General features: G+C 42.3%; 21 protein-coding genes and 1 pseudogene. 9 read left to right on the top strand and 13 right to left on the bottom strand.

Annotated features, from left to right (window positions below):
* The first annotated feature begins 145 nt into the window (after positions 1–145).
* From CDG79_RS02585 to CDG79_RS02575, 3 genes are all read left to right on the top strand, one after another.
* Complete coding sequence (locus tag CDG79_RS02585; RefSeq protein ID WP_189524854.1) at positions 146–442, top strand: hypothetical protein; 297 nt, start codon at positions 146–148, stop codon at positions 440–442.
* 254 nt (positions 443–696) lie between these two features.
* Entirely contained in the window at positions 697–1,008 is a 312-nt protein-coding gene (locus tag CDG79_RS02580; protein WP_094340311.1) for a hypothetical protein, read from the top strand.
* The gene (locus CDG79_RS02575) at positions 1,001–1,285 is read left to right on the top strand and encodes a hypothetical protein (protein WP_094340309.1); all 285 of its coding nucleotides are present in this window, start codon (positions 1,001–1,003) and stop codon (positions 1,283–1,285) included. The genes CDG79_RS02580 and CDG79_RS02575 overlap by 8 nt, the downstream gene beginning before the upstream one ends.
* Here the strand turns inward: CDG79_RS02575 and CDG79_RS02570 are convergent.
* The 10 genes and pseudogenes from CDG79_RS02570 to CDG79_RS02530 form a co-directional block, all read right to left on the bottom strand.
* Entirely contained in the window at positions 1,250–2,452 is a 1,203-nt protein-coding gene (locus CDG79_RS02570) for a S8 family peptidase (protein WP_223277985.1), read from the bottom strand. The two genes, CDG79_RS02575 and CDG79_RS02570, sit on opposite strands and share 36 nt — an antisense overlap.
* Entirely contained in the window at positions 2,453–2,974 is a 522-nt protein-coding gene (locus CDG79_RS43335) for a hypothetical protein (RefSeq protein WP_223277984.1), read from the bottom strand. It abuts the gene before it with no gap.
* 19 nt (positions 2,975–2,993) lie between these two features.
* Positions 2,994–4,004, bottom strand: coding sequence for an AAA family ATPase (locus CDG79_RS02565; RefSeq protein WP_094340306.1), 1,011 nt, complete (start codon positions 4,002–4,004; stop codon positions 2,994–2,996).
* A 347-nt stretch (positions 4,005–4,351) separates the two neighbouring features.
* Positions 4,352–4,777: pseudogene (locus CDG79_RS02560) on the bottom strand (hypothetical protein); the annotation flags it as partial.
* Between the two features lie 35 nt (positions 4,778–4,812).
* Positions 4,813–6,492, bottom strand: coding sequence for a Mu transposase C-terminal domain-containing protein (locus CDG79_RS02555; RefSeq protein WP_094340305.1), 1,680 nt, complete (start codon positions 6,490–6,492; stop codon positions 4,813–4,815).
* Positions 6,493–7,017: 525 nt separating this feature from the next.
* Complete coding sequence (locus CDG79_RS02550; RefSeq protein ID WP_143855396.1) at positions 7,018–7,398, bottom strand: hypothetical protein; 381 nt, start codon at positions 7,396–7,398, stop codon at positions 7,018–7,020.
* Between the two features lie 301 nt (positions 7,399–7,699).
* Complete coding sequence (locus CDG79_RS02545; protein WP_094340303.1) at positions 7,700–8,764, bottom strand: 3-deoxy-7-phosphoheptulonate synthase; 1,065 nt, start codon at positions 8,762–8,764, stop codon at positions 7,700–7,702.
* A gap of 198 nt (positions 8,765–8,962) precedes the next feature.
* Positions 8,963–10,621 (bottom strand): alpha-amylase family glycosyl hydrolase, encoded by a 1,659-nt coding sequence (locus CDG79_RS02540; protein ID WP_094340302.1) that lies wholly within the window; start codon positions 10,619–10,621, stop codon positions 8,963–8,965.
* A 338-nt stretch (positions 10,622–10,959) separates the two neighbouring features.
* Positions 10,960–11,337 (bottom strand): DUF1823 family protein, encoded by a 378-nt coding sequence (locus CDG79_RS02535; RefSeq protein WP_094340301.1) that lies wholly within the window; start codon positions 11,335–11,337, stop codon positions 10,960–10,962.
* 159 nt (positions 11,338–11,496) lie between these two features.
* A complete protein-coding gene (locus CDG79_RS02530) occupies positions 11,497–16,164 on the bottom strand; it encodes a beta strand repeat-containing protein (protein WP_094340300.1) in 4,668 nt (1,555 codons plus the stop codon).
* 268 nt (positions 16,165–16,432) lie between these two features.
* On the opposite strand from CDG79_RS02530, the gene CDG79_RS02525 reads away from it, so the two are divergent.
* From CDG79_RS02525 to CDG79_RS02515, 3 genes are all read left to right on the top strand, one after another.
* On the top strand, positions 16,433–16,735 hold the full coding sequence (locus tag CDG79_RS02525) for an acylphosphatase (protein ID WP_094340299.1): 303 nt from the start codon (positions 16,433–16,435) through the stop codon (positions 16,733–16,735).
* A 116-nt stretch (positions 16,736–16,851) separates the two neighbouring features.
* Entirely contained in the window at positions 16,852–18,519 is a 1,668-nt protein-coding gene (locus CDG79_RS02520; protein WP_094340298.1) for an RluA family pseudouridine synthase, read from the top strand.
* Positions 18,520–18,617: 98 nt separating this feature from the next.
* The gene (locus CDG79_RS02515; RefSeq protein ID WP_094340296.1) at positions 18,618–19,952 is read left to right on the top strand and encodes a DUF4041 domain-containing protein; all 1,335 of its coding nucleotides are present in this window, start codon (positions 18,618–18,620) and stop codon (positions 19,950–19,952) included.
* 38 nt (positions 19,953–19,990) lie between these two features.
* On the opposite strand, the gene CDG79_RS02510 is transcribed toward CDG79_RS02515, so the two are convergent.
* Together CDG79_RS02510 and CDG79_RS02505 are read right to left on the bottom strand one after the other, a co-directional pair.
* On the bottom strand, positions 19,991–21,253 hold the full coding sequence (locus CDG79_RS02510; RefSeq protein WP_094340293.1) for an SUMF1/EgtB/PvdO family nonheme iron enzyme: 1,263 nt from the start codon (positions 21,251–21,253) through the stop codon (positions 19,991–19,993).
* Between the two features lie 34 nt (positions 21,254–21,287).
* Positions 21,288–22,355 (bottom strand): trypsin-like peptidase domain-containing protein, encoded by a 1,068-nt coding sequence (locus CDG79_RS02505; RefSeq protein ID WP_094340291.1) that lies wholly within the window; start codon positions 22,353–22,355, stop codon positions 21,288–21,290.
* A gap of 414 nt (positions 22,356–22,769) precedes the next feature.
* Here CDG79_RS02505 and CDG79_RS02500 point away from each other — a divergent pair, with 414 nt between their 5' ends.
* On the top strand, positions 22,770–23,819 hold the full coding sequence (locus CDG79_RS02500; RefSeq protein WP_223277983.1) for an aliphatic sulfonate ABC transporter substrate-binding protein: 1,050 nt from the start codon (positions 22,770–22,772) through the stop codon (positions 23,817–23,819).
* A 31-nt stretch (positions 23,820–23,850) separates the two neighbouring features.
* Here CDG79_RS02500 and CDG79_RS44695 read toward each other — a convergent pair whose 3' ends face one another.
* Complete coding sequence (locus tag CDG79_RS44695; RefSeq protein WP_262985770.1) at positions 23,851–23,973, bottom strand: hypothetical protein; 123 nt, start codon at positions 23,971–23,973, stop codon at positions 23,851–23,853.
* A gap of 12 nt (positions 23,974–23,985) precedes the next feature.
* On the opposite strand from CDG79_RS44695, the gene CDG79_RS02495 reads away from it, so the two are divergent.
* Positions 23,986–25,107 (top strand): LLM class flavin-dependent oxidoreductase, encoded by a 1,122-nt coding sequence (locus CDG79_RS02495; RefSeq protein WP_094340289.1) that lies wholly within the window; start codon positions 23,986–23,988, stop codon positions 25,105–25,107.
* Between the two features lie 134 nt (positions 25,108–25,241).
* Positions 25,242–25,451 (top strand): RRXRR domain-containing protein, encoded by a 210-nt coding sequence (locus CDG79_RS02490; protein ID WP_094340287.1) that lies wholly within the window; start codon positions 25,242–25,244, stop codon positions 25,449–25,451.
* Positions 25,452–25,471: the final 20 nt, after the last annotated feature.

The raw sequence follows: 25,471 nt of genomic DNA, 5'->3' as shown, positions 1-25,471 counted from the left end.
TCAGAAAAATAAGCCTTGTAGAAGCGGGTATCACATCTAAATAGCTAACGAAAATCAGTTTAGATAATTACCATATACAGTGGGTATTATTTATGGTACTACAGGCGACAAAATCATTAATTGACGTAATCAGAAGAAACCGTCAATGGAACCACTAGAATACTGCCGTTTGTACGTTAAAAGCCCAAAGCCAGAAAAAAGAGGGTATAGAGCCGCGTGCGTGCGAACGCTCACAGAAGCAACTTTTGGGGTCTACTCGTACCAAACAATCGATAAAAACTGGGGTTCTCAATTTGAGAAACGACCAGATACAGTGCTACAAATTCTTGAAGTTGCTCACACTATTAACCTTATAGCCATCAAACTAGAGGTAATTCAACCGACAATTACAGAGCTTTTAGAACAGGTATCAGCAGTAGCACCCTACAAGAAACACAAGTAAATCATAAATTTTCGTGTATCCAGGTAGTTTTACCATTAAAAGCGAGTAAACTATGATTAAGCACAACAACCAACTCCGGTATTGACTTGCAACCAAGTTGAGGGGATTTGGTTTGGTGATTCAAAGGAAAACAGTGAGGTCTTAACCTTGACATCGGGAACTATTGTTCACTCTGCTGGAAACTTTCTGTTTACAAAACGGAATTATTCCTGATCTTTACTGTTCTTGGTTAATCTGCAACTAAGTAGATTTTTATGCTTGATATCTTCCCCCAAATTCCGCCAGTAGCCCTACCAGAGATAGTTCCTAACGAATTACCCCAGCAGAAATATCATCTCGGTGAATGGGTGCGCTGGTTTCAAGTACTCAATGGCGATTTTGGTCGTGTCATCGGAGTAATCTACACCCAACAAGCTAGTTGCATCGCCACTGGCTTGCACTACTTGATTTTGTTAGATGAGCGCAGTCCCTCTCGTGACACCTGTAGCTGTGACTTCGCTTTCGAGGAAGATATCGAACCCCTGGATAACTCATTATTGCAAAGGCTTCAGAGCAATCATGTCTGAAGCGCAACAACATCAGCAGTTGCTAGAACTGCACAACCAAATGTTCATGTCCCCCCAAGATTTTAGCTATCGTTGGGGATTGGGTTACGAAGAATTAGCAAAAATCTGTGCCATCTCTAAATCAACGGCTTATCACTGGTTGGGTGGACAAGCCAGCCGCCGAGAAGCTGGATTACCTTACCAGAGAATTATGGCTGTAGCTGATTTTCTTTTCGCCAACGCCGAAGTAATTAATCCTCTCTTAGAACAGTGGCATAATTCTCCACCACCAAATTAATTCTTCAGTTTTTGCAAATTGACAAAACTTTTCTTTATCACCTTGACTGACATAAAAAATAGGTAGTAGGGTGCAATTTATCGTCACCAGCCTACCCACTGTTCCATGAACCGCTCCACCAATGACTCCTATTACCTGCCCTCCAGTATTGAATTGACCCAAAGCTCCACCATAGTCCACAACATCAGGCTTAATCATTCCATCTACCCCAAAGCCAGTTCTAGTGAAGTAAGATGGGTGTCCTGGTAGTTTTGCAATTGGCTGACGACGAACATCAGAAGGTTCTGTAATACTACCACGACCAAATGATAAAGAACCTACGGTCAATGCAATTGCTGAAGTTGCTGGGTCAATAATTCGAGCGCTCTTGTTCAGCAGATAATTTGGGTACTCAGTCCGTAGTTGCTCATTTGACTGTGCCTCTTCATAAAAAGCATTACCGGCTGAAATTACAAACACAATGTTTTTATCTTGGTATTGATAAGCAATTTCATCTATTTTGGCGGCTAGCCGAAACTGCTTTAGCCCATCTCGGTAAATTTGTTCATCATTACCTAGCGAGATATTGATGACTTTGCAGTTTGGATAGTGTTCAACAAAAGCACGAATGGCTTCATGAAGTTGAGTTTCTACGAGAATATCTTCATCATATTTGCCATTCTCGTCTGTTACACGAGCAGAAAAGAGCCAAGCTGTTGGCTCAAATGAAAGCTGTTTAATGCAGTTCTCAATATTTCCATAGATAGCAATTCCAGCGACACTTGTACCATGTCCATGTACATCGTCAAGGCCACCTTTTATGAATTTCCGTTTTGCATCTGGGAATACTTCAGCTTCACCCAGCGCCGGAGCAATCAACGGATGACCACGCGGTACGCCAGAGTCGATAACAAGAATGCCGCAATTATCTTCAGGTGGAGGAACAACTTCGGGAAAACTAGAAATGGGCAGATTATAATCACCAGCTCTCTCAAAGGCAGCTTGGGGAAGGCGATCAATTTCTTTAACAATTTCCTCTAGCAGCAGAAGATTTAAAACTTCGTTAGTCACTTTAATCCGAGCAATACAGAGGTAGTCACCTATGTAGCTATCACTCATTCTCATAGGAGCAGTATCACTGGTTAAACTTTCTAGGACATCGGCAATATCATCTAAATACTTTCGCATTTATTTGCGATTGCCTGTGTGCCAAAGTTCTAAATCTAAAGCAGCAAGTTCACCGGGCTGTACGCGGTTTATATCTAACAGACGACCAATTCGATCTTCAGGTTCGAGGGGAACTAGCTCATCGATTGCCCCTAAATGTTCATATTTTGGCCCATCTTTGATCTGACTATAATTTTCTAACCGCTTCTTGAATTCTGCTAGCTCATTGTCGGATGAGAAGACAACAATAGCTTTATTGGGTTCGCGTGCTAAAACATTTAGTCCTATTTGAGTTACCAAACTGTCTGAAAAAGAGTGTTTTTCAGCAACTTTGATCTTAAAAATCAATTTGGGGTCAAGATGGAAAGGGCTGATCTTTTGCTTAACAGGCTCAATAAGGCTAGAAATTTGACCTAATAGCTGCTTACCGTGTTCACTGACATCAGTACGTTTCTTACCACCAAAACCACCACCAGTAGATCGTCGAGGTAATTCAATGTTTATTATTCTTGGTAATCTCAGGTGTTCAAACTGATTCCCCATTGTGGTTCGACGTCAATAATTATTTTGAGTTTGCTATTGTACTTTGCCTTTCTAAGAAACGCCCTATCGCAACCTCTAAATCATCAGCAGTCAAGGTACGTTCACCCCGTAGAATTACGGCTTTAATCGCATCAGAGCATATACGCTCTATATCTGCTCCAGTAGCACTATCAAGTCGATCAGCAAAGGTAGACAGATTAATAGCAGTATAACGGATAGCAGATAAGTAACGACTAAAAAGAGCCGTCCGCAGTTCAATCGATGGATTATCAAAGAAAATAACTTCATCAAATCGTCGCCAAACAGCACTGTCCAGCAGTTTCTCGTGATTGGTGGCCGCGACAAATATGCTTTGATTGGTTGCATTATCGATGAGTTGTAGCAAACTATTCACTAAGCGTTTGACTTCACCATGCTCATTTAAGTTGTCGCGATCGCGGGCGATCGCATCAAACTCATCAAACAAAACAAGCCATTCTCCCTTTTCGATGTAAGTAAAAATTTTCTGAAGATTGGTTGCAGTTTCACCTAAGTAAGAAGAGAATACTGCTGTTAGGTTCACGTAAACCAGCGGCAGCCCCAGTGCGCTGGAAAGAACTTTTGCGGTTTGAGTTTTGCCACACCCAGGTGGGCCACAGAATAGTAATTTGTTTTTAGGCTTGAGATTATAAGCTGCAAGTATGTCCTGCTTACGGTTTTCGAGGATGATTTCTTGCAGGGTATCAAAAATTTTTTCACTGAGGACAATGTGATCCCATGTCAGATCGAATTGTTTTACCTCAAGCAAGGCAAGCCCAGTATCCTTATCTTTAGGGGGTTCAGAAAACTGGTTCCAGGGAGCCTGGTTCGTAGCTAGGGGCTTGGTGTATCCATTGTCATTTTGGAGCAGCTTTTCCAAATCTCTAGCAAGCAGGATGTGGTTTTTATTCTTTTCTTCTTCAATAAGTTCCATAGCGGCAGCCAAAAACTCTTCTCTCTCATTGCGAGAGAAACTTTTGAAGAGTTTTCTGAGAATTTCACCACGTGCCATACTTTAGAACCGGAATTGGATATTTTATGTACCCTAATTTATTGTAGTAAATTTGTACTATTAAATAAAGGTTGGAAATGCAAAAGGCTATATATGCTAGCACTGAAATATTACACCTGAAAGAAATCATTCCTCAAGCTCTCTAACTGAGGCAGCTTTTTCTACGAGATTGCCTCCTTGTTTTTGCTGCATCTCCTTTCTAGTTCACAGTACTTTCATAAGCAATGTATCCGACAAGCTGCTATGCGTCTACGCCTCATTCACCTTGCTCTTCATTTCAAGAGGCAAAGGGGGATCATGGGTGACTGACATTTGGAACAATGGTATTAGGCTTACAAGTTTGGCAGTCAATAATGCTTTTGATACTGTGCCATATCAGGAAACGTCATAAAACACCTTTGACACCAACCATCTACCCACAAAGCTGGAACCTTAAACCTAGCTCCACAGTTGGGACATTCTGAAAGCAAGCTTAAGTTGTGGCTATGTGTGCGACGGGCTTCGCCTACGCATCCCAGTGTCACCTTCAACTGCCATTCAATTCTGTGACATGGTGACTCGATATAACAAGCAGCACATAAGCGAATAGGCTCCATTTTCATTCCCACCCCAGCAGGTGGTAACATCTGTAATAACCTATCGACATCAACCCCCACAACCTTAGCTAATGCCTCTAACTGCTGGTGAGAAGGAGGGGGATTAAACCGAAACTTTTCCCAACGAGCGATCGCACTGCCAAGCCCTGCGGCTTTACCTAACCCAGTAGGGGTTAAATCATTTGCCTGTCGAAAACGTCCTAAAAAGTGGCTTAGACTTTCTCCTTGATAAGGTGTTCGTAATCAAATACTTCTGGCATCTGGTATTCTGCTTCACTTTCAGTAAAAGCCACTTCCACTTCCTCTTCTGGTTCAAGTGGCAAAGGTTGTTTAGCCTTTTGCATTACAGATTGTTCTTCTTTGTGGCGTTCCTTTTTGGTTTTCTTTTGAGTTACAAAAGTGTCGCGATCGCGTACCTCTGCTAAAATCGAACGATTACTAATCTCTTTCCCAGCCTGCCGAATCCTGCGACTCATTGCTTTAGCCTCATCCAGAGACAATTGCTCAGTCTCCAAATCTTGAGCATAGGCACGAGCTAGAAAATCTTCTTTAGAACCTATTTGGTGATAAACGAAAACAGTTGTAATGTCTTTGGGATCAAATCGCAGTACCACGTTTTCCCCTGCATAACCTGCCAAGTTTTCCCCACGATAGGTCAGATTTTCAAATTGCAGATATCCACCCCTGTAGATTGAGCGCCGAGTTTGCCTCATTAAACAGATACGCAAATTTTCTTCTGAAATTAAATTAGGAGCAGCTATTAACCCTGCTTCCCACCGTTGATAACGAGTTTGGTCGCCCATACGGGCATCGATACTTGGGTTGTACTTGTCCACGATGTAGCGTACAAGCAGACGTTCTAACTCTCTTAAAGTGAGACTAGCCTCTTTTTCAGCTTGTTCTGGACGTTTTTGTACATTTGAGCCTGTGTACCCTGGCAAAGTGGAAAATAAATCAGTATTAAAAGTGCCAAAAGGACGCTCAACAATGCCACCTTCACTGGGGCGATCGCGTAAATGACAAGCAAATCCCAACTGCACACCAATCTGTTGCAAATGGTTGGAGCGAAAATCTTTACCGCCATCAGTATAAAAGTGTTCTGGCTTCCCGTAAGTTCCCCAATCACAATGGAGTGCATATTCTGACCCATACTGCTTTGGTAAGATTGCATGACGCAGTGCAAGGGCTACTACCTGAGAACTTGGTGCATCGTAACCTAAGTTAATCCCGATAATACAACGAGAATAAGTGTCTATGACCGTTGTCAGCCAAGGGCGACTCAAAAGTTCACCATGCTGATCCACTAGTAATAGGTCTACAAGAGTGTGGTCACATTGCCAAACATGATTACTGTGTTCTACTGATAAATCTTTGCCATCACGGGTTTTAACCGATAACCGAGAACCATGCCAACCCCGACTTCTGATACTCGCTTTTCGCTCTTTTTCCTCAATAATCGGTTGTAGAACTCGATACACAGTCCTATAACTAGGATATTTTTTTTGCCCTAATTCCTCAGCCTTTGCTTCAACTCTGATCGCAACTTGTTGGGGAGACATTCTCTTACCATCTTTATTGTTGTCCTTATATGTCTTGATAATGAAGTCCTGCCAATCAGAATCTATTCGATGTTTGCCTTTGTCAGCCCGTGTTGTGATTTGGAGTGCAGCTAAACCCTGCTGTTCCCATTTTTTTACTAGCCGCCGTACTGTCCGCACAGACTTGCCTAGCTTTGCTGCTACCTCCCTTTGTTTTTCTCCGTAGGTGATGCGATCGCATGGTTCTAGTAATTGCTGAATCATATCCAGCAAATGCCTATCATCTGCTGAGAGTTCCGTCACAATCTCATCCTTTTCTGCCTCTTGATCCCTATTGGTATGATTGTCCAGCATTTTTACATAATTGTTTAATACAAACGCAGTTGTATTGTACTATGAAAGGGACATTTATTTTGTCAATTTTCATAAAAATGTAGGCTCACAGCGTTTTTCAGGAAAGGACAGATATTTTGTCAAAATTCCAAAAGAGGACAAGTATTTTGGCAATAAGCCTCTAGTAGCCTATTTTCAGCCTAAAATAGTAAAACCCTTATCAAGTAAGGGTTTTAGGCTAAATATTTTGAAGACATTAATTTGTCAAGTAGTCATTTAATTTGGCAATCGACATTACCTTTGCAAGACTAACCACAAAATCGAGAGGTCATTTTCTCTCAAGGGATAAACCCAATTAACCCTATCAATACCTTAGCCAAAATAAGAGTATGAAGAGGTAGGGCTGACGTAGTAGAGTTATTGTCTCTCACAAAGACCACTCTTCAGCCCATCCTTGACATCTTATAACTGCTACAAGTTGGTGTTTTTCGCCCCATCGCTCCTAGTGAATGCGAAGTCAACCCCAATTACTTTGCTCGTGGTGAATCAGTTCAGGTTAAGTTGAGTTTTTTTAACAAGCTTGCCCTTTCTGAAGGTAACGGTAATGTTAGAACTACTGGTATTTCTCCAAATATAAGTTGTGCTTGTTTCAGAGCTTTCGACCTCAACACCTCGGTCAAGGATAGATTCGACTTGCGCTAAGGTCATACCATGTTCAAGCCTAATATATTCGGCAAGCCCAAAGTTTTGGTTTTCCCTTTGGGTAACGGCGCTAGTAAACTTAGAAGGTATTAAATCTGTTCCTTGTTTAAAGCCATACCCCATACCTGAACCAAGTGTAATCCCAATACAAAAGATTTTAATTAAAAAGCCGACAAGGTTAGGAGGTTGTGGCTTTTGATCGTTCCCATCGTTTAAAATAAACATAGACTCCTCCTTCTGGAGTAAAAACAAAAGCGAGATTGACATTTTTCCTGTTGACGCAGGAAATCATAAGTCAACTTGTAGGGAGGGCTGATGTTGACGCATCAGCCCTTTCTTTGTAATGAAACTTGAGTTGATGAGGTTTTCCTTTTAAACTTCCGCAATGATATAGAAGATACAGGAATTATGAGCATATCTACCAGGGAAAAACACATTTTAAAAAAGCATATAGCCGTCCTCTTTCTCTTGCCCATCGATTCCACTTATCAACTAACAGACCTTGGATATCTTCTGGAAACATTATTCAGCAATGCCTAAGTTTTTCGTGAGCAACCAAAATAATTTTTTCGGTTTCTTCCCAGCCAATGCATTTATCAGTTACAGAAATACCATATTTTAATTCTTCTTGTTTCCCAGTAATTGGTTGACTACCTTCATACAAATGTGATTCCAGCATCATGCCAACTATTGATGTATTACCATCCACTATTTGCTGAACAATATTTTCTAAGACAGCACCTTGTAATTTGTAATCTTTATTGGTATTGCCGTGGCTACAGTCGATAACAATTCTCGGTGGTAAATTTGCCTGTTTTAACTTCTCTTCTACCAATTTTACATTTGCTGGATCGAAGTTAGGTTGACTACCACCCCTTAAAATTACGTGCCCGTAGCCATTACCTTTAGTTTGAAAAACGCTGACTTGTCCGTTTTGATTAATTCCCAGAAAGTTATGCGGGTTTCCAGCAGATTGCAGGGCATTCAAAGCTACTTGGATATTGCCATCAGTACCGTTTTTAAAACCCACAGGCATCGAAAGTCCACTTGCCATTTCGCGGTGAGTTTGGGATTCGGTTGTGCGTGCCCCAATGGCAGACCATGTAATCAGTTCGCTAATATATTGAGGTATGATTGGATCTAGTGCTTCTGTACCCGCAGGTAGTCCTAATTCTGTAATTTTTAATAACAGATCCCGTGCAATTAATAAACCATTCTCTACATGGAAAGAATCATCCATATCTGGATCGTTAATCAATCCTTTCCAACCAACAGTTGTTCTTGGTTTTTCAAAGTACACTCGCATAATTAGTAGCAGCTTATCCTGAACTTGTTCGGATAACGCTTTCAACCTTTCAGAATATTCGAGCGCTGCTTTTGGATCGTGAATTGAGCATGGCCCAACTACTATAAATTTTCTCCGATCCTGAAAATCCAGGATATCTTCTATTTCCTGCCTGTATGCTAAAACTCTTTGTTCGGCTAATTGTGTTAAAGGTAATTTTGATTTTATTTCATTGGGAGTTAATAAAATGCGATCGTTCTCAATATTAGCGTTGTCGATATTACTGTTAAATAATTTGTTGTGCATGGGGATGCTCTGACAATTTTATATACGCACTTCAACTCAGAAGTGTAACATAAACCCATGAGATTTTAAAACAGCTTCTTTCTGGCTTGACAAATTTATAGTTAAACTGTATATGATTAAAAAAATAACTGAAAAAGGGAAATATTTTCCCCTTTTTCTTTTACTATTGTAATACTGGCTCAGTCATGATGTATATCATTATTGCCATACAAAGACTTTGGCTTCGTATGGCCCCAAATCAACTGTGATGCCATCTTCAACAGCTTCGACATCATAATTGCCTGTCCACTCGTGCCATGTTCCACCGCTTCCTAAATTAGCAACATGATAGCCACCTAGAAAGTTTTCTGAGAAATTTGCTATTACGACTACACGAGAACCTTCATCATTCCAACGAGTATAAGCTAATACTTTTGCATCTGCATTCTCGTGGATAAAATCAATATTTTCTGTGTAGAGAGCGTGATTACTTTTACGCAGGTTGGTTAAGCCTTTGTATGATTCAAATAAACCACGATTTAAATCGTTACCTAATAGTGTCCAGTCAATTTTGGATGATTCAGGTTGTTTCGGTTTATACTCTCCAAATTCCTCTCCCATCCAAATCAAAGGTACACCAACAGCAGTCATTAGGATGGCGACTCCTAACTTAGCCCGCCTGAAGGCTTCTTCGTCAAAAATCTCACGGTTCCCCAGTTCTACCATGACATGGTTATGGTCGTGGTTGGTGAGGTAATTTACTACATTCGTAGCACCCAAGAAGCCTTGGCGTTTGCAGTCAATGACATCTTTGAGACGCTCTAAATCAAATGTATCACCGCAGATATGTTCTAGAATGCAGTGATAGAAACTGTCATGCCAACAACCATCCATTGGCCCATCTATATTAGTAATACTGGTAGTTTCAGGAATGTGTTCGGCAATATTATAAAAAGGCTTCATGCTAGCGGTATTTTTAGCTTCCTGAACAATCCAGTGCATGAAGTCGTAATTAGCAATTTGCCGCGCTGCATCATAGCGAATACCATCAAGATGATATTCTCCAATCCAAAAACGAATTACCTCACTAATAAATTTCCGTGCTGGATGAATCTCTAATTTTTCGTCATAATGTTCGTAATTAAACTCAGGCCCCCAGTTATTATCAGGATCGCGAGGTTCATGATGATACCAATAATCGTGGTCAATTTGTGTTAAAGGAGCAGATGCTTCTGAGTGATTATAAATACCGTCAATAATTATACGAATGCCTCTGCCGTGACACTCATCAATCAAATTTTTCAATTCAGCAGTAGAACCATAACTTGATTCTGTTGCAAAAAAGTGGCGGGGATTATAACCCCAACTATAATCACCAGGATATTCTTTGAGTGGCATTAACTCAATAGCATTAATTCCTAGTTCACATAAATAATCTAACTTTTCAATGACGTGTTTATACTTGCCTCGTGCATAAGGATCGTCCTCACCACCAGAAAAGTCACCAACGTGTAATTCATAAATTACTAATTCGTGGTCAGCAGGTAAAGGTTTATCATCATGTTGCCAATGGTATGTATCAGTAATCTTTTTTCCATCTTTTACATGGATAACACCATCATCTTTTCCACTCAGTTCATCTATATCAGTTGCACAGGGGTCTGTAACATCAACCCATTGTTCTGGTTCAAAAAACCATGAATTTGACTGGACACGAAATTTATATTTATAATCGCCATCTTCTAGTTCAACACTTGTACGAAAATAACCATCATCACCTTTTTCCATTGGAATTTCTTGCCAATCAGAAAAAGAACCAATTAATGCGGCTCCTTTGTTGTAAGGTGCAAATAAATTAAATTCAATTGGCTTTGCCATAGAAGTGTTTGTAATATCAAGGGGTCATAGAAGTATTCTCTAATGTTCAATTGAATTAGCAAATCGCTCTAGAGAAATAATTATATAAATAGCGCTTCTATCTTCAGGATGAATTTATGAATACTTTATAAAGATTATTATTTGGCAATTTTGGACTATCGTTTGGGTTGGTTTTTTGAATTTATATATCAATTCAATATTAGATATTTTTTGTTAACGATACTACCAATCTCAAAATATTTTTGTATCAATTTACAAAGTTTTAACAAATCAACTCATGGCTTTTGATTAACTTCTGAAATAGCAGATATTTATTGCTAAATACCTGCTATTTCAGATTAATCAATTTTGCCGTTAGTTTGTTGTAGATAACTTAAAAACCAATTTGCCGCCGTCGCTCTGCGAGTTTGCCGAGGCCCAAATTCTCCAATTTTGTAACCTTTGAAACCCAGTTTCTCTTTGAGCATTTGTTTATTTTCAGCAGGAATAGAACGGGTCAACTTGACTATTGCAGGGCGAGACTCTATGAAATCTGGTGGTTGGGGGTACTCATCTTGCCATTCTGGTGCAACTAGGCTATTGTCCCATTGTGCAGTTGAGGAATCATAGCGATATCCTAAATAATGCCATAGCAAGTGGTTGACTGTGGCATCATCAAGTTCATCATTAATAATTGCCCAAATTGTTTCTGTATTGAGTGGTGGCAGTTCAGACATATCACATATCTAGGAATACGCTTTGATTTCTGGATTAATTTAGTTTAAAAGGAAAGAGGGAAAATGCAAAAGGTAATGGGAAAGAAAGCTATTTTTATGGTAGTGAGTTTTTTCAAAAATGTTTTGTTAACAATCTTGTGGTAATTATCTGACCGATTTCTATGGTTTAGCGATCGCACTCGCACAGGTAACGGGAACATCGCCAACGCCAGTATTTTCAGATGCAGACTGGGCTATGAGTTGAATTTCTCCGGTAGCTGTGCGAATGAATGCGGTTGCTTCGATGATAGTGGGATAGGAGGTTATGGGGTATGGGGTATAGGCGATGGATTTACCTTGCCTTTGAAATTCAGATACATCGCGAATGTCACTCCAGGGGCGATCGCTCCCTACCCATTCATTTGGATTAGACGGCAATCCCCCTCGTCCTGTAGCCACAAAACTACTGCCTTGAGCATTACATCCTGTGGCAATTTGCTGACTAGAGTCTACGAAATTTACAGGCAGTTGAACAACTCCAGCACTTGGATCGACACCAAGATTATTAATCTGCACCGTCCCACTCACACCAAATTGCGAATTGGCGGTAATGTCACTATTGGGTGTGTTTTTGGGCTGAAACTGGAGTCCGAAAATCCCCTGAGAAGTAATGCCGATCTTGCCACCTTTCCCAGCAAAGGCATTGGCGCGAATATCGCTGTCTTCTGAGAGCACCCCAATCAGAAACCCGTTAGGAATATTAATCGAAATGTTGCCACCATTACCCCCCGCTTGGGCTGTACCTGCGGTAGTCGAAATCAAGCTATTGCGCCGTAGCAACAACAGATCGCCTACATCCAGGGTAATGTTGCCCCCTTGAGTGCTAGCAGTTTCGGCAGTAAGGGAGGCACGCCTATCAAGCTTAAGCTGATTGGCTGTAACCGAGATATTGCCCCCTGCACCACTACCAAAACTTCCGACTGCGATCGCTGCTTCATCCTGGAATAAAGCTGTTTTTGCTCCCACGGTGATGTTACCGCCTTTGCCCGTAGAACCCGCAGATGTGGTAGCAAACAGTCCAGTGTCAGCACCAGTGAGCATCAATTGGTCAGTTAGTTTAAATGTAATATCACCTGCGGCTCCACTGCTATTTGTATTAGAAGATACTCGCGCTCCCTGGCTCAAGTTGACGCGATCGGCAGCAATAGTTAAGTTTCCGGCGTTACCACTACCAGAGGTGGAAGCAGATAGTTCCACCCCCCCATTAATATTAAGTTGCCGAGTTGTCACGCTAATATTTCCAGCATTGCCACTGCTGCTAGTTTCGGCAGTTAACTTACCTGCACCTCTCAGAGTAATCGTGTCTGGAGCAGTGAGAATCAAGTCGCCGCCCTTACCACTACCATTGGTGGACGCAGAGATTTGGGATTGAGGCGCGAGGAACACATTTAAAGTCGGGTCATTGGCGTAGGGATTGAGCCGCAGCGTGCCAGCAGGGGCCTGTCCTTGGGTATCGGCAAAAACTCCCACGATACCCGCCAGATTCATTTGGGAAGCATTGAGGGTAATACTACCACCACCTTCGGTATTAGTTGCCGTGGCGCTTGCTGTAGCAACAATGCGGGCGTTATCAGACAAGTTAAGACTGGGAGTATTGATGATAATATCGCCAGCTTTGCCTGCATCGGTGGCTGCTACCGAAACAACAGGGGCAGCGCCTTGCATTTGTGCGATGTTTACAGATGTGGGAGCATTCACTGTGATAGTTCCACCCTTCCCACTGCTCTGAGTGGCGGCGGTAATCTGTGCATCTCCAGCAACGACAACGGTAGGGCTGTTGAGGGTTATGTCGCCCGCTTTGCCAGTACTGCTGGTGGTGGCAGCAAGACTGCTACCGTTGGTGAGGCTGATACCCTGCCCAGTAGTAACGGTAATATTCCCGGCATTGCCGCTATTGCTAGTACTGCTGAGAATTTGACTCTGGTTGAACGTCGCTTCACCAGCGCTGGTGATGGTGACATTGCCGGCGCGATCGCTGCCTTTAGTGTCGCTTTCAATCCGGCTGTTAGTGAGAGTGAGATTCCCAGCGCTATTAATGCTGACATCCCCCGATCGCCCTGTTCCACTAACCGGAATTGAGATTTTCCCTGTAAATGGGGTGTCTATTGTCACCTGTTTTCCGGTCAAAATTACAGTATCAGCGATCGCCAAATCTTCCTGCCCATTCACCGCAACTGCCCCTGCCTGTGCGGAGGAGGATGCCGTTAACATTTGCAGTCCAGACACTTGGTTTTTTGCGTCTAATATGACATTTCCGCCAGCGTTTGCGGTTCCTTGGGGCGCAACCGAAAAGGTATACAGGCCACTTCCCCCTCCAGTAATATTCCCATTCTGTGCGATTAGAGCGATCGCGCCGCCATTGCTACTATTGCCAGTTGTTGAATAGGAGAATGAGGACAAATCGCTATTGGTAACAAGGTTGCCGTTGGTGCTGGTTAGAGCGATCGCGCCGCCATTGCCACTATTGCCACTGTCTGAGGTTGAGAATGAGGACAAGTAACCGTAATTATTGTTGGTGAGGTTGCCGTTGGTGCTGGTTAGAGCGATCGCACCGCCATTGCCACTATTGCCAGTTTTTGAGTATGAGAGTGAGTATAAAACGCTATTGTTGGTGAGGTTGCCGTTGGTGCTGGTAAAAGCGATCGCCCCACCATTGCCACTGCCAGTTGGTGAGGCTGAGTATGAAGACAAGTAACCATTGTTGGTGAGATTGCCATCGGTTGCCGAGAGGGCGATGGCACCACCATTGCCACTATTACCAACATTTGAAGTTGAGCTTGAGTCCAACACGGCATTATTAGTGAGGTTGCCCTTGGTCGTCGAGAGGGCGATCGCTCCCCCCATTCCACTCGTGCCACGCGAGGCTGAGTACAAATAACCATTGGTAGTAAGGTCGCCATTGTTAGCAGAAAGGGCGATCGCTCCGCCATTGCCACTTTTGCCACTATCTGAGGTTGAAAATGAGTACAACAAGCCATTGTTGGTGAGAGTGCCATTGGTAGTAGAAAGAGCGATCGCCCCGCCATTGCCACTGTTGCCAGTTGTTGAGCCTGATGCTGAGTACAACGTGCCATTGTTGGTAAGGTTGCCATTGTTGGTAGAGAGAGCGATCGCTCCGCCATTGCCACTGTTGCCACTATCTGAGGTTGAGAGTGAATACAACACGCCATTACTGGTGGTGAGGTTGCCGTTGTTGGTAGAGAGGGCGATCGCCCCGCCATTGCCACTGTTGCCACTATCTGAGGTTGAGACTGAGTACAACGTGCCATTGACATTGAGATTGCCGTTGTTGGTAGAGAGAGCGATCGCCCCGCCATTGCCACTGTTTCCACTATTTGAGGTTGAGGCTGAGTACAACGTGCCATTGACATTGAGGTTGCCATTGTTGGTAGAGAGAGCGATCATCCCCCCATTCCCACTGTTGCCACTATCTGAGGTTGAAGCTGAGTACAACAAGCCATTGGTAGTGAGGTTGCCATTGTTGGTAGAGAGAGCGATCGCCCCGCCATCTCCCCCGCTTTGATTGGACACATCGATACTGGCAACGTTAATATCTCCAGTGCCCGCGATTAGGCTAACGACTCCCGCAACCTTATTAAAAGGTTGCACCAGCACATTACCCATCAGCGTAATTCCACTTGGAACTGTGACCCCAGTGTAAGTAGGTGGATTGTTTTGATTGCTGCCGCCATAAGTCAGATTCGTCTGCCCAGACCGAATGATTAACCCCGGATGGGTACTCAAAATCCCATCACTCCCCATAAATGTAGAGACTGTATCGGGGGCTGCAATGTTAATCTTACCCTGAATACGCACACTGCCCAATGACTCAATTAACAACGATGCACCTGTGTAGCTACCTGCAATATCTACATCCCCTGCACTACTAATAATGGGGTCATACAGACTGACAAAAGTGGCGGGCTGTCCTGATTGACTGCGAATTTGGAACTCACCACCACTGAAAAAATGTGCATCACCTGAAATCGTGCGATCGCTAACCAGACTCAATTTGCCGAGACTCTGAAACTGCGATTGGGAATGGTTCAGGGTAAAAATATCAACGCCCTGATTCCCTTGAATCGTTAAGTCTCTGCCTGCACTAGCAATAAATGGAGTGGTGACGCTATCCCGAATTTGTACCGTCCCTTGAGCCTTCAGGGTGACATCTCTACCTGCTATCAGTTGCCCTTGCAAATCGAGGTGGTTTGCTTCCAGAGTCAGGTCTTTTCCGGTAGTGAGATTACCCCGATTAGCGATCGCAGAACCGGATGGAATGCTGCCCCTTTGTAATCCTAATGGCACGTTGATGCTTAGTAGTGGTGGTGCTTGGGGATGGGTGGCACTGAACTCACTACCATCGGAAAACTTAAAACTGCTAGCAGTGCTGGCAACAAAGGAACCGCCGATGTTTAACTGAGCATTGGAACCAAAAATAATTCCGTTGGGATTGATCAAAAACAGATTGGCAATCCCATTGGCACGAATCAGCCCATCAATACTAGAAAAATTGCTTCCAGTCACCCGCGTTAGGATATTTTGGATTGCAGCCGGGTTATTGAAAAACGCCTCGCCGCCTGTGGGAACAGAAAACTCACGGAAACTGTGAAACAAATTCACACCCCTGATTGTGCCTCCATCAATTGTGCAATTTGTGCAGCCAGGTCTTACCTGAGAATTTACTGAAAGTGTAGAATCGGGAACAATTTGAGCGAGTCCGGGAGTGGAAATCAGACAGGTAAGTAGGATACTACTAAACTGGCACAGCCGAGAAACTGAATTTTGCATCTTAAGTTGGAGTTTGCAAGAACAAAAGGGAGGATTGAGTGAGAGGTTCCCAACTACTACTCAAATAGCGATTTCACTCGAAGGGCGATTAGAAATATAGTTCCCGCTTCCGGTTGGGAATGAACATCGTATTGAGCCGAGAGAAGTTCGGCGAGTTGCAAGAGTTTTAAAACTTTATGCTGTAAGCTTTTAGGGCAATTCTCTTCTCTTTTGCTCCTGCCTCACACCTAAATTAGGTAGACTGGAAACACAAAGATTAGACCAGTTTATGCAGAATTCTACAGCACTGCCAAAAATTACCCGTGCCCATGTATTCATTTCTGGCCGAGTTCAAGGAGTGGGGTATCGCTATTCCACTGTGGATACAGCTAGACAGTTAGGATTAACCGGTTGGGTGCGGAATCTCCCCGATAGTCGAGTAGAGGCAGTCTTTGAAGGGGCGCGAGAGGTTGTAGATGATATGCTTCGCTGGTGTCATTCTGGGCCACCTGCTGCTGTGGTTAAAGATGTTGTGGTTGAGTATGAAGTCCCTGAAGGGTTACAAAGATTTGAAGTTAAGCGGGTTGAATAGAAAGTCATGCTAATATGCAGCTTTAGATACTGCATTTACTGGGCATTAAAATGATATAAATCAGCGATCGCTAATTACAATATTACGATCGGGCTAAATTCGCAATCATACTTTGTATGGTAGTTCTGTACGCACTTTCAGATTTCATCGACTGCGATTTTGCTGTCAGCGATTCATCTCCGAGTTATTGGTACGAAGGGCGTTCTCTTGAAAGTGGCCATCGCCTAAAATTACCCCGCACTTCAATTTCCGAAGCGATCGCCCACGGACTAATGCAACAGCTTGCTAACAATGACTATTATTCTCGTGAAGACAAGATGTATGGAATACTGTTGGTTGAACTGCCTAATGGCGAACAACGAGTACTAAAAGCCTTTTCCGGTCTTTTGAATGGTTCCAGTGTGGTTGAAGGCTGGATTCCACCAATTCCAGGACGAGATGAAGTTGTTTTGGAGGAAACCCGCACTTTAGCACAGTTAGACGCGATTAAGCAGGAAATCCTTAGCTTGAAGCAACTAAGTGAACGCCAGCAGTATGAAACTCTGTTTGATGAATTTGAACAGCAGTTGCAAGCAATGAGCGATCGCCATCGTCATTGCAAACATCAACGACAGCAAAAACGTCAGCAAATCTGCAATCCACTCACTACAGAAGCACTTACTATTGCCCTTGAACAACTCGATGAAGAAAGTCGTCAGCAGGGAATTGAGCGACGACAACTTAAACGCCAGCAAAATGAAGTATTACAGCCCCTTCAGCAGTTAATTGCAGCAACGGATGCGCGAATTAGCGAACTGAAACAACAGCGTAAAGCGCTATCCCGTCAATTACAAGCTCAGATGCACGCTAGCTACAGCCTGACTAATTTTTCGAGGCGATCGCGATCGTTACAGCAATTGATGCCAACAGGTTTACCCACTGGCACTGGAGACTGTTGTGCCCCAAAGTTACTACATTATGCGGCAACACATAATTTAAAACCACTAGCAATGGCAGAGTTTTGGTGGGGTGCATCTTCAATAAATCAAGATAAAATTCAAGGAGAATTTTATGGCGCGTGTGCTGAACGATGTCAGCCATTGATGGGGTTTTTACTATCTGGCTTGAAACCTAACCCCCCAGCCCCCTTCTCTGCAAGGGAAGGGGGAGAGGTCACTTTACCCATTCTTTATGAAGACGAATGGCTGATTGCTGTAAATAAACCTGCTGGACTACTTTCAGTACCTGGGCGTTATAGCGATCGCCAAGATAGTGTTTTGAGTCGCTTACGTCATCTGTTACCGGATGGTATGGCGCTTGCATCTGTGCATCGCCTAGATCGAGAAACTTCTGGGATTTTGTTGTTAGCACGCGATCGCCAAACCCACCGACAACTCAGCCAGCAATTTCAGCAACGCCAGGTTCACAAGGTTTATGAAGCCATACTTTCAGGTGTTGCGATCGCTGAACAAGGTGTAATTGACTTGCCATTGTGGGGAGATCCTGAAAATCGCCCTTATCAAAAAGTTGATTGGCAACATGGTAAACCCAGCTTGACACAATTCCAAGTAATGGCGAGAGAACAAGATTACAGCCGCGTAGAATTTACGCCGCTAACAGGACGCACCCATCAATTGAGGGTTCATGCAGCTGATCCACGAGGACTTGGGATTGCTATTTTAGGCGATCGCCTTTATGGATGTGATGCAGCTACCAGTCGGTTATATCTGCACGCTAGAGAACTTAGCTTCGAGCATCCACAGTTAGAAAAAATCTTGCATTTACAAGCAATTACGCCCTTTTGATAAAATATCTCATCGGCTATGACTAATTATTTTGCCACACGTCTAAAAAAATACTCTAAGCTAAGTTAAAGGGTACACAAGTGTGAATACTAGGTTCTATGTCGTTAACACTTCTAGGATTAGTGGTATTAGTAGCCGGACTGATTGCTGCATTAGTACAAGCATTAATTGCAGAGTCTCAGGTGAGGGATAAGTTACGTAAATATGATACATTAGCTGACAAAGAGGGGTATCAACGGCAGTTGGAATCAAATATTCATTTACTTGAAAATAAACAGAAATCTCTTAATACCCAAATCATAAATCTTCAGCAGCAATTTTCTGAACTTGATGCAAAAGTCTATCTTCAATCTATAGATTATTATGAGCCAAAGTATGAGTTTATCAGTTCTGAAGACTACATACATAGGCTGAAGAATATCAAGTTACAACAGGAAAATATGGTAAAAAATAACCAAGCCTATATTTGTGATACTCAATGGACTGTTGGTGATAGTAAAAGAAAAGGCGACAAAATGATAAACGACATTCTCAAATTGGTTGAGCTTGCGTTTGAAGAACGATGTAAGTATGCGGTAAAAGAAGTTAGATATAACAATGTTGATTCTTTGAAAAAGAGAATAAATAATACATTTAATAAATACAATAAATGTTTAAAAACTTTAAATTTCAAAATATCAGAAGAATATTTACAATTGAAATTAATTGAGTTAGATTTACAGTACGAGCTAGAAGATAAAAAACAGCAAGAGCGTGAGAGAGAATTAGAAGATAAAAAGCAAAACAAAGAGCGTGAGTCAATTGACAAGGTAAGACAGAAAGCTGAAGAAGCTGAAGAAAGAGAAATACTTCACCAACAAGAGCTTGACAAAGTTAGACAAGAAATAGAACTGACTGAAGGCGAAAAACGACAACAACTATATTTGAAAATTCAGGAACTAGAACAACAAGTTGCTGAAGATCGAAATGATAAAGAAAATGCTCTTTCTGAATCTAGAAGACTCAAATCGGGATACATTTATATAATTTCTAATATAGGCTCTCTTGAGCGGGATGTATACCGAATATGTAGAACTATTCGTAATAAAGAAGATGAATATATTAGGGATATGAACCCCGCAGTTCCATTTCAATTTGATATTCACTTCAAAATATTCTCTGAAGATGCTTTTGATACATTGCAGCGCTTGCATCAACGTTTTGATGATAAAAAGGTGAATACAGTTAACCCAAAGAGAGATTTTTTCAAAGTTTCAATGGATGAGATTGAGCGAGCTGTTAAAGAAATTCAGAAAGCAACTGGCGTTTTGAGGATTGATATATTTGAACCAGCGCCTCAAGCATACGAATATCGCCAAACTCTTGCAGCACGCAAAAAGCATCAACACCTCACCATCGACAATTCATCTTTAGAGGAGGATAAACTAGCATAAGTTATGAATAAATTCACAAAAGTTTACAATACATCAGTCTATAGAGAGCAAACAATTCTAAAACCAACATGGTTGGACATGTCACTCGCATTTTTTTGTAAGCGTGAACTTGATCGGCACAGGTGCGGGTCGTTGCGCCATGATCCACCACGCATTACACGAGTTTGATTATCACTGCGATCCCACCAAGTATCTCCATTATTCGGTGCATTATGATAATTCTCATGCCAATGGTCTAAACACCACTCCCAAACGTTACCGTGCATATCAAATAGTCCAAAGAAATTAGCAACCTGCAAACTACCTACGAAAGTAGTTATTTCACGATAAATTCCTTTTCTTTCTGACCCATAAGAGTAACTACCATCATAATTAGCTAGGTCGGAAGTAATAGTTTCCCCAAAATGAAAAGGAGTTGTCGTTCCAGCACGACAAGCATATTCCCACTTTGCTTCGGTAGCAAGACTATACTGTTTACCTGTTTTTTCAGATAAGCGATCGCAAAACTCAACAGCATCAAACCAAGAAACTTGGGTAATAGGATGGCTTTTGCCTCCGTTACGTGACGGGCGAAGTTTTAAGTTTTGACGAACTTCTCGCAAAGTAGCAACTTCTCTCCATTGTGCTTGTGTAATCGCGTACTTACTTATCAAAAATGGTTTGACTGTTACTTGATGTTGAGGTCTTTCGTTGGAGTATCGCTTTCCCTCCGATTCTGGTGAACCCATCCAAAATTCTCCACCTGGAATATAGACCATTTCTAAAGTTACCCCGTTACCAAGGTCTTGAGTTAAGTAGTAGTTTTGCCTTCGACTACGTTTAATCTCTTTGCCTTGGGAATCTACTATCACAACTGTAAATTCAAAAGGCTGAGTTCCCAGAATTGGTGGAACAAGCAACTTTTTATCTTGTTGTTCCTCTAAGCTTTCCTCATTTCGGCTGCTAGTATAAATAATACTAACTGATTGAGTATTCTTCTGCTCGATAAATTCAGTATTGCATTGTTGATGTTCTAAAGACGAAATTTTTGTAATGATATCATTGAGTTTTTGCCTAACTTCTAACCCAATAAATTCACTATCTGCAAGTGTTTTAATGAAATATAATAATTTATCTTGTCCTTCCGAAAATATAAGTTCAATCAACTCATTAAAAAAGGCAATATTACTGCTTTGAATTTCATTTATCCTAGTATTTAGATAATCAAATCCCGTGAAAGTCAATAGCGCTCTACGCTCTCCAACAGTTTGAGTATTTGGCATTTTTACTAGTAACTGTAGCAACTGGGATTTGATATTCATAGTTTATTGAACTTTAGATACTTGTAGAAGCTCTTTAAAATGAGGTATTAGTTGCCGCTTTAAGCAAGTTTACAAGCTCCAGGGGTAAATCGGCTAAGATGCTTTCTATCTGTATCCCCTCGTTTCTAAAGTAACGCTGCTGAGTTGTTGGTTCAGGGATATTACCCCCAGCATGGTGTAGAGCCACAATCTGCCAACCATCATTAAAAACTGGAGAACCAGAGGAGCCTTGTAAAGTAGAGGTTATATACTGCACCACATTACCACCCACGTATTGAACAAAATTATTCTGAAGCGAAATCTGCTTAGATTGTCCTGATGGGTGTTGAATTATATTAACTCGACTACCAACACTAATTGGTTTAGATACAAGTGGCAACCAACCCCATTTTTTTCCAGGTTCTCCTCCGAGTTGAACTAAAGTGTAATCAAGTGCTTGGCTAGTATGAAAAGCTCCATTAGGTTTAGGGCGATACTCATCAGTTTGTTGAGCTTCTCCCTGAAAATTCTCTTCGTAGTTAAAACGAAAAATTGTATCTGCCAGTAGATTTGAGCTATGCAGAACATGATTATTAGTCAATAATAAATCTTGAGCCACAAGAAATCCGGTTCCTGACCAGCGTTCTTGGCTAGTTCTTACCCCAATATAGGCAACTGACCGCGCTACCTGAAGTCCCTGCTGTAAAAATGAGATTGGGCGTAGAGTATTCTCACCAATTATTTTCTCTAATACATCTGAAGTTGTTTTTCCCCCTTGCCACTCATTGATAGCAGGTAATCTTGCGATCGGGGTCATCATGTCATACTTAGTCAGCAGCATATCCAAAAACTCTTGCTGCTGAACTCCCATAAGGCTTTTCAAAGTATTCAATAACAGTCCCAGCGCCTCATGGTCATAGGTTAAACGCCCGTAATTAGATAGATAGCTAACGATCTCACTAACTGCCACAAATGAAGCACCCGAAAGATTGATCATGGGTATTACCTGTTTCAAACCTGCTAGCTCCAAAATTTGCTGACGTGATCGCTCTGTAGCCAGTTCAGGTAAATCTTTTAGGAGAGTTATTAATTGTTTGCGATCTTCTACTTCTAAGTTGAGCATGTTTTTAGTCTTTGAGTGAAGTTGATAAGTTGGTACGAATAAAGCTTTTCCTTGCTTTTTGGCATTCTAAACGAACGATAAACTGTAGTTGAGATGGACAATTCCACTTTTTCGCGTTGTTCTCACCTGGAGATACTAAGAATCGACTTGCTTTTTTAATTTGGATGTGATAATTTTTGCTTGTAGTTAATTCAACAGTTATCCGACCGACTTGCCGTATTTAAAAGAATCAATATCACAGCTAAAAGACTTCCTAATAAAAATATCCAACGAATTCTTGTGAGATTACCTCACAAGATTGGATGATTTATTCCTTAAAAATCCCTAGTGAGTGATAAGAACGAGAGTTATGGAATTTACTTTTAGACTCTCATTCTTATCTTTTCTTTAATCAAAGGAGTAATAAAAAAGTTGTTGAATGAGTTCAAAAATTTATTATTTTTCTTGCCACAACACTCAATTAAGTCCCTTAATGCCTTATTAGTTGCTACTTCCTGGTTAGGTTTAGCGATTTCTGGCTGCGCTGCAAGTAACTCTACAAATACTAATATCACTGCCATTCCTGTCAGTAACCAAACTCAAGAGAAAAACAGTTTGATTCGGTTGGGATACCAAAAAGGAGGTGTAGTACCAATTGCACGTCAAAGAGGAGAGCTAGAAAAGAGGCTGGCAGCTGAGAATATCAAAGTTGAATGGGCTGGCCCCTTCGATCGATGTGCTACCTTACTCCAAGCAATTAGCGCTAATCAAGCCGATATAGGCGGGTGTGGGGACATTCCTGGATTGTCAGCGATCGCTGCCGGTCAGGAGCTTTGCATTGGTGCTGTCCAGCGTCCCAGAGCAGAATCATTGGCAAATGCGATCGTAGTGCGTGGTAATTCTCCTATCCGTAAGCCTGCTGACCTTGTAGGTAAAAAAGTTGCGGTCAATCAGGCTGGTGCAGGTGAGTATCTATTATTAAAAGTATTAGAAAAAGAGAAGATTCCTAAAGATAAAGTTCAGCGTGTCTTCTTAGCTCCAACTGATGCTGCACCCGCCCTCTACCAAGGGACTGTAGACGCTTGGGCAGTTTGGGAACCTTATGTTTCTGTTGCTGAATTAGAGCATGGTGCTAGAAGAATCACTACAACCCATCCAGCGCCAACCTACAGTGTAATGCTGGTGCGTAACGAGGCTGCGGCTAAATCTCCAGAGGCTGTAAAAGCAGCTTTTAGTGGTTTAAGCGAGGAATACAATTGGTTGAATGCAAATACAGCAAAATCAGAGGAATTTCTAGTCAAGGACATCAAAATTTCCCCAGCCGTAGCCAAGCGGGTAACTGAGAATCAAGGGCCACAGCTACTTGTAACACCTAATGCTGATGATGTTGCCAAAATTCAGAAGACTGCTGACTGGATGCTAGAGCAAAAAATTCTATCGAAAAGGGTAGATGTTGCCGCGACTATCTGCCCCACGGCTAAGTAGGAAGGGGGCAGGGGAAGAAAGAATAACTAAATTAATGCCCAATTCCCAATTCCCAATTCCCAATTCCCAATGCCCAATTCCCAATGCCCAATTCCCAATTCCCAATTCCCAATTCCCAATTCCCAATTCCCAATTCCCAATTCCCAATTCCCAATGGAGATGCACCATGCCGATTGAATTTATTGGAATGATTGGAACGCGACAAATATCTGAGTTAGATGGGCCAACAGTTGCAATTACTGGTGGTTCCATAGATGCCGCTTATGTTCGCAAGTTTGCTCAGGCACATGAAGATGGTGGCTTTGACCGCGTGCTGGTTGGTTACGGTTCAACTGGCCCCGATGGCTTAACTGTGGCATCGTTTGCGGCGGCAGCAACAGAACGGTTGAAATTTTTAATCGCTCATCGCCCTGGTTTCGTGGCTCCAACGCTGTTTGCACGCAAGACAGCAACTTTGGATCATTTTACTAATGGTCGCATTGCCGTACACATTATTACGGGTGGTAGTGATGCTGAACAACAACGCGATGGTGATTGGCTTGACCACGATACTCGCTATCGCCGTACAGATGAATACCTTGACATTGTGCGTCGGGTATGGACAAGTGATACTCCCTTCGACTATGAGGGCGAATTCTATCGGGTAAAAGATGCTTACTCAGATGTGAAGCCTCTGCAACAGCCCCATGTACCCGTGTACTTTGGCGGTGCTTCTGGTGCAGCAGTACCTGTGGGGGCAAAGCACAGTGATGTATATGCTATGTGGGGAGAACCCATTGCGGCAATTAAGGAACGGATACGTGAAGTAAAAGCCGTAACACCACTAGGGCGATCGCCACGGTTCAGTGTATCTTTGCGGCCGATTTTGGGTGATACTGAAGCGAAGGCTTGGGAACGGGCGCACTTGATTCTATCGCGTGTTAAGGAAATTAGGGCGGCAAAAACAGACAATCAACCGCAGTTAACTCCCTACTTGAATTCAGCGCGTCCGCAAGCAGTGGGTTCGAGTCGCTTATTACAGTTTGCCCAAGAAAGCGAAATTTTTGATAAGCGTTTGTGGACTCCAATTGCTGCCGCGACTGGCGCTTATGGTAATACTACCGCCCTCGTTGGTACGCCGGAGCAAGTAGCAGAGTCCCTTGTAGATTACTATGATGCGGGGGTAACGACTCTATTGATTCGGGGATTCGATCCATTAGAAGATGCGATCGCTTACGGTCGTGATGTGATTCCCCTAGTCCGGGCAGAAGTGCAAAAGCGGGAGCGACAAGCAGCTGTTATTGCTTAGTAAAGCTTTGCGGAAAATTGTAGTATTTTTAAACGCAGAGGTACGCAGAGTCTTTTCAAGCAATTTAACTACTCGCCATTCCTAGCTTAAATACCTGAAAACTGTTGTAAATAATTTGATTATTTCCAAACTGCATGACTAAAGTATTAATTCTTGATGCCAACCAACAACCGTTGTATCCAGTACGCATTAGCCATGCTAGGCTGCTATTGTCACAAGGTAAAGCTACTGTATTTCAACGATATCCCTTTACTATCATTCTCAAGGAGTCTCTATCTCATCTAAAACTTGAGCAACTTGGCTTCAAGATTCACCCCAGCATTAAAATAATTCGTAATCCGTAATTAGTTAATCTTAGTCACCT

Source organism: Nostoc sp. 'Peltigera membranacea cyanobiont' 232, assembly GCF_002245985.1.
Classification (GTDB): domain Bacteria; phylum Cyanobacteriota; class Cyanobacteriia; order Cyanobacteriales; family Nostocaceae; genus Nostoc.
This window is presented reverse-complemented; position numbering and strand designations above follow the sequence as displayed.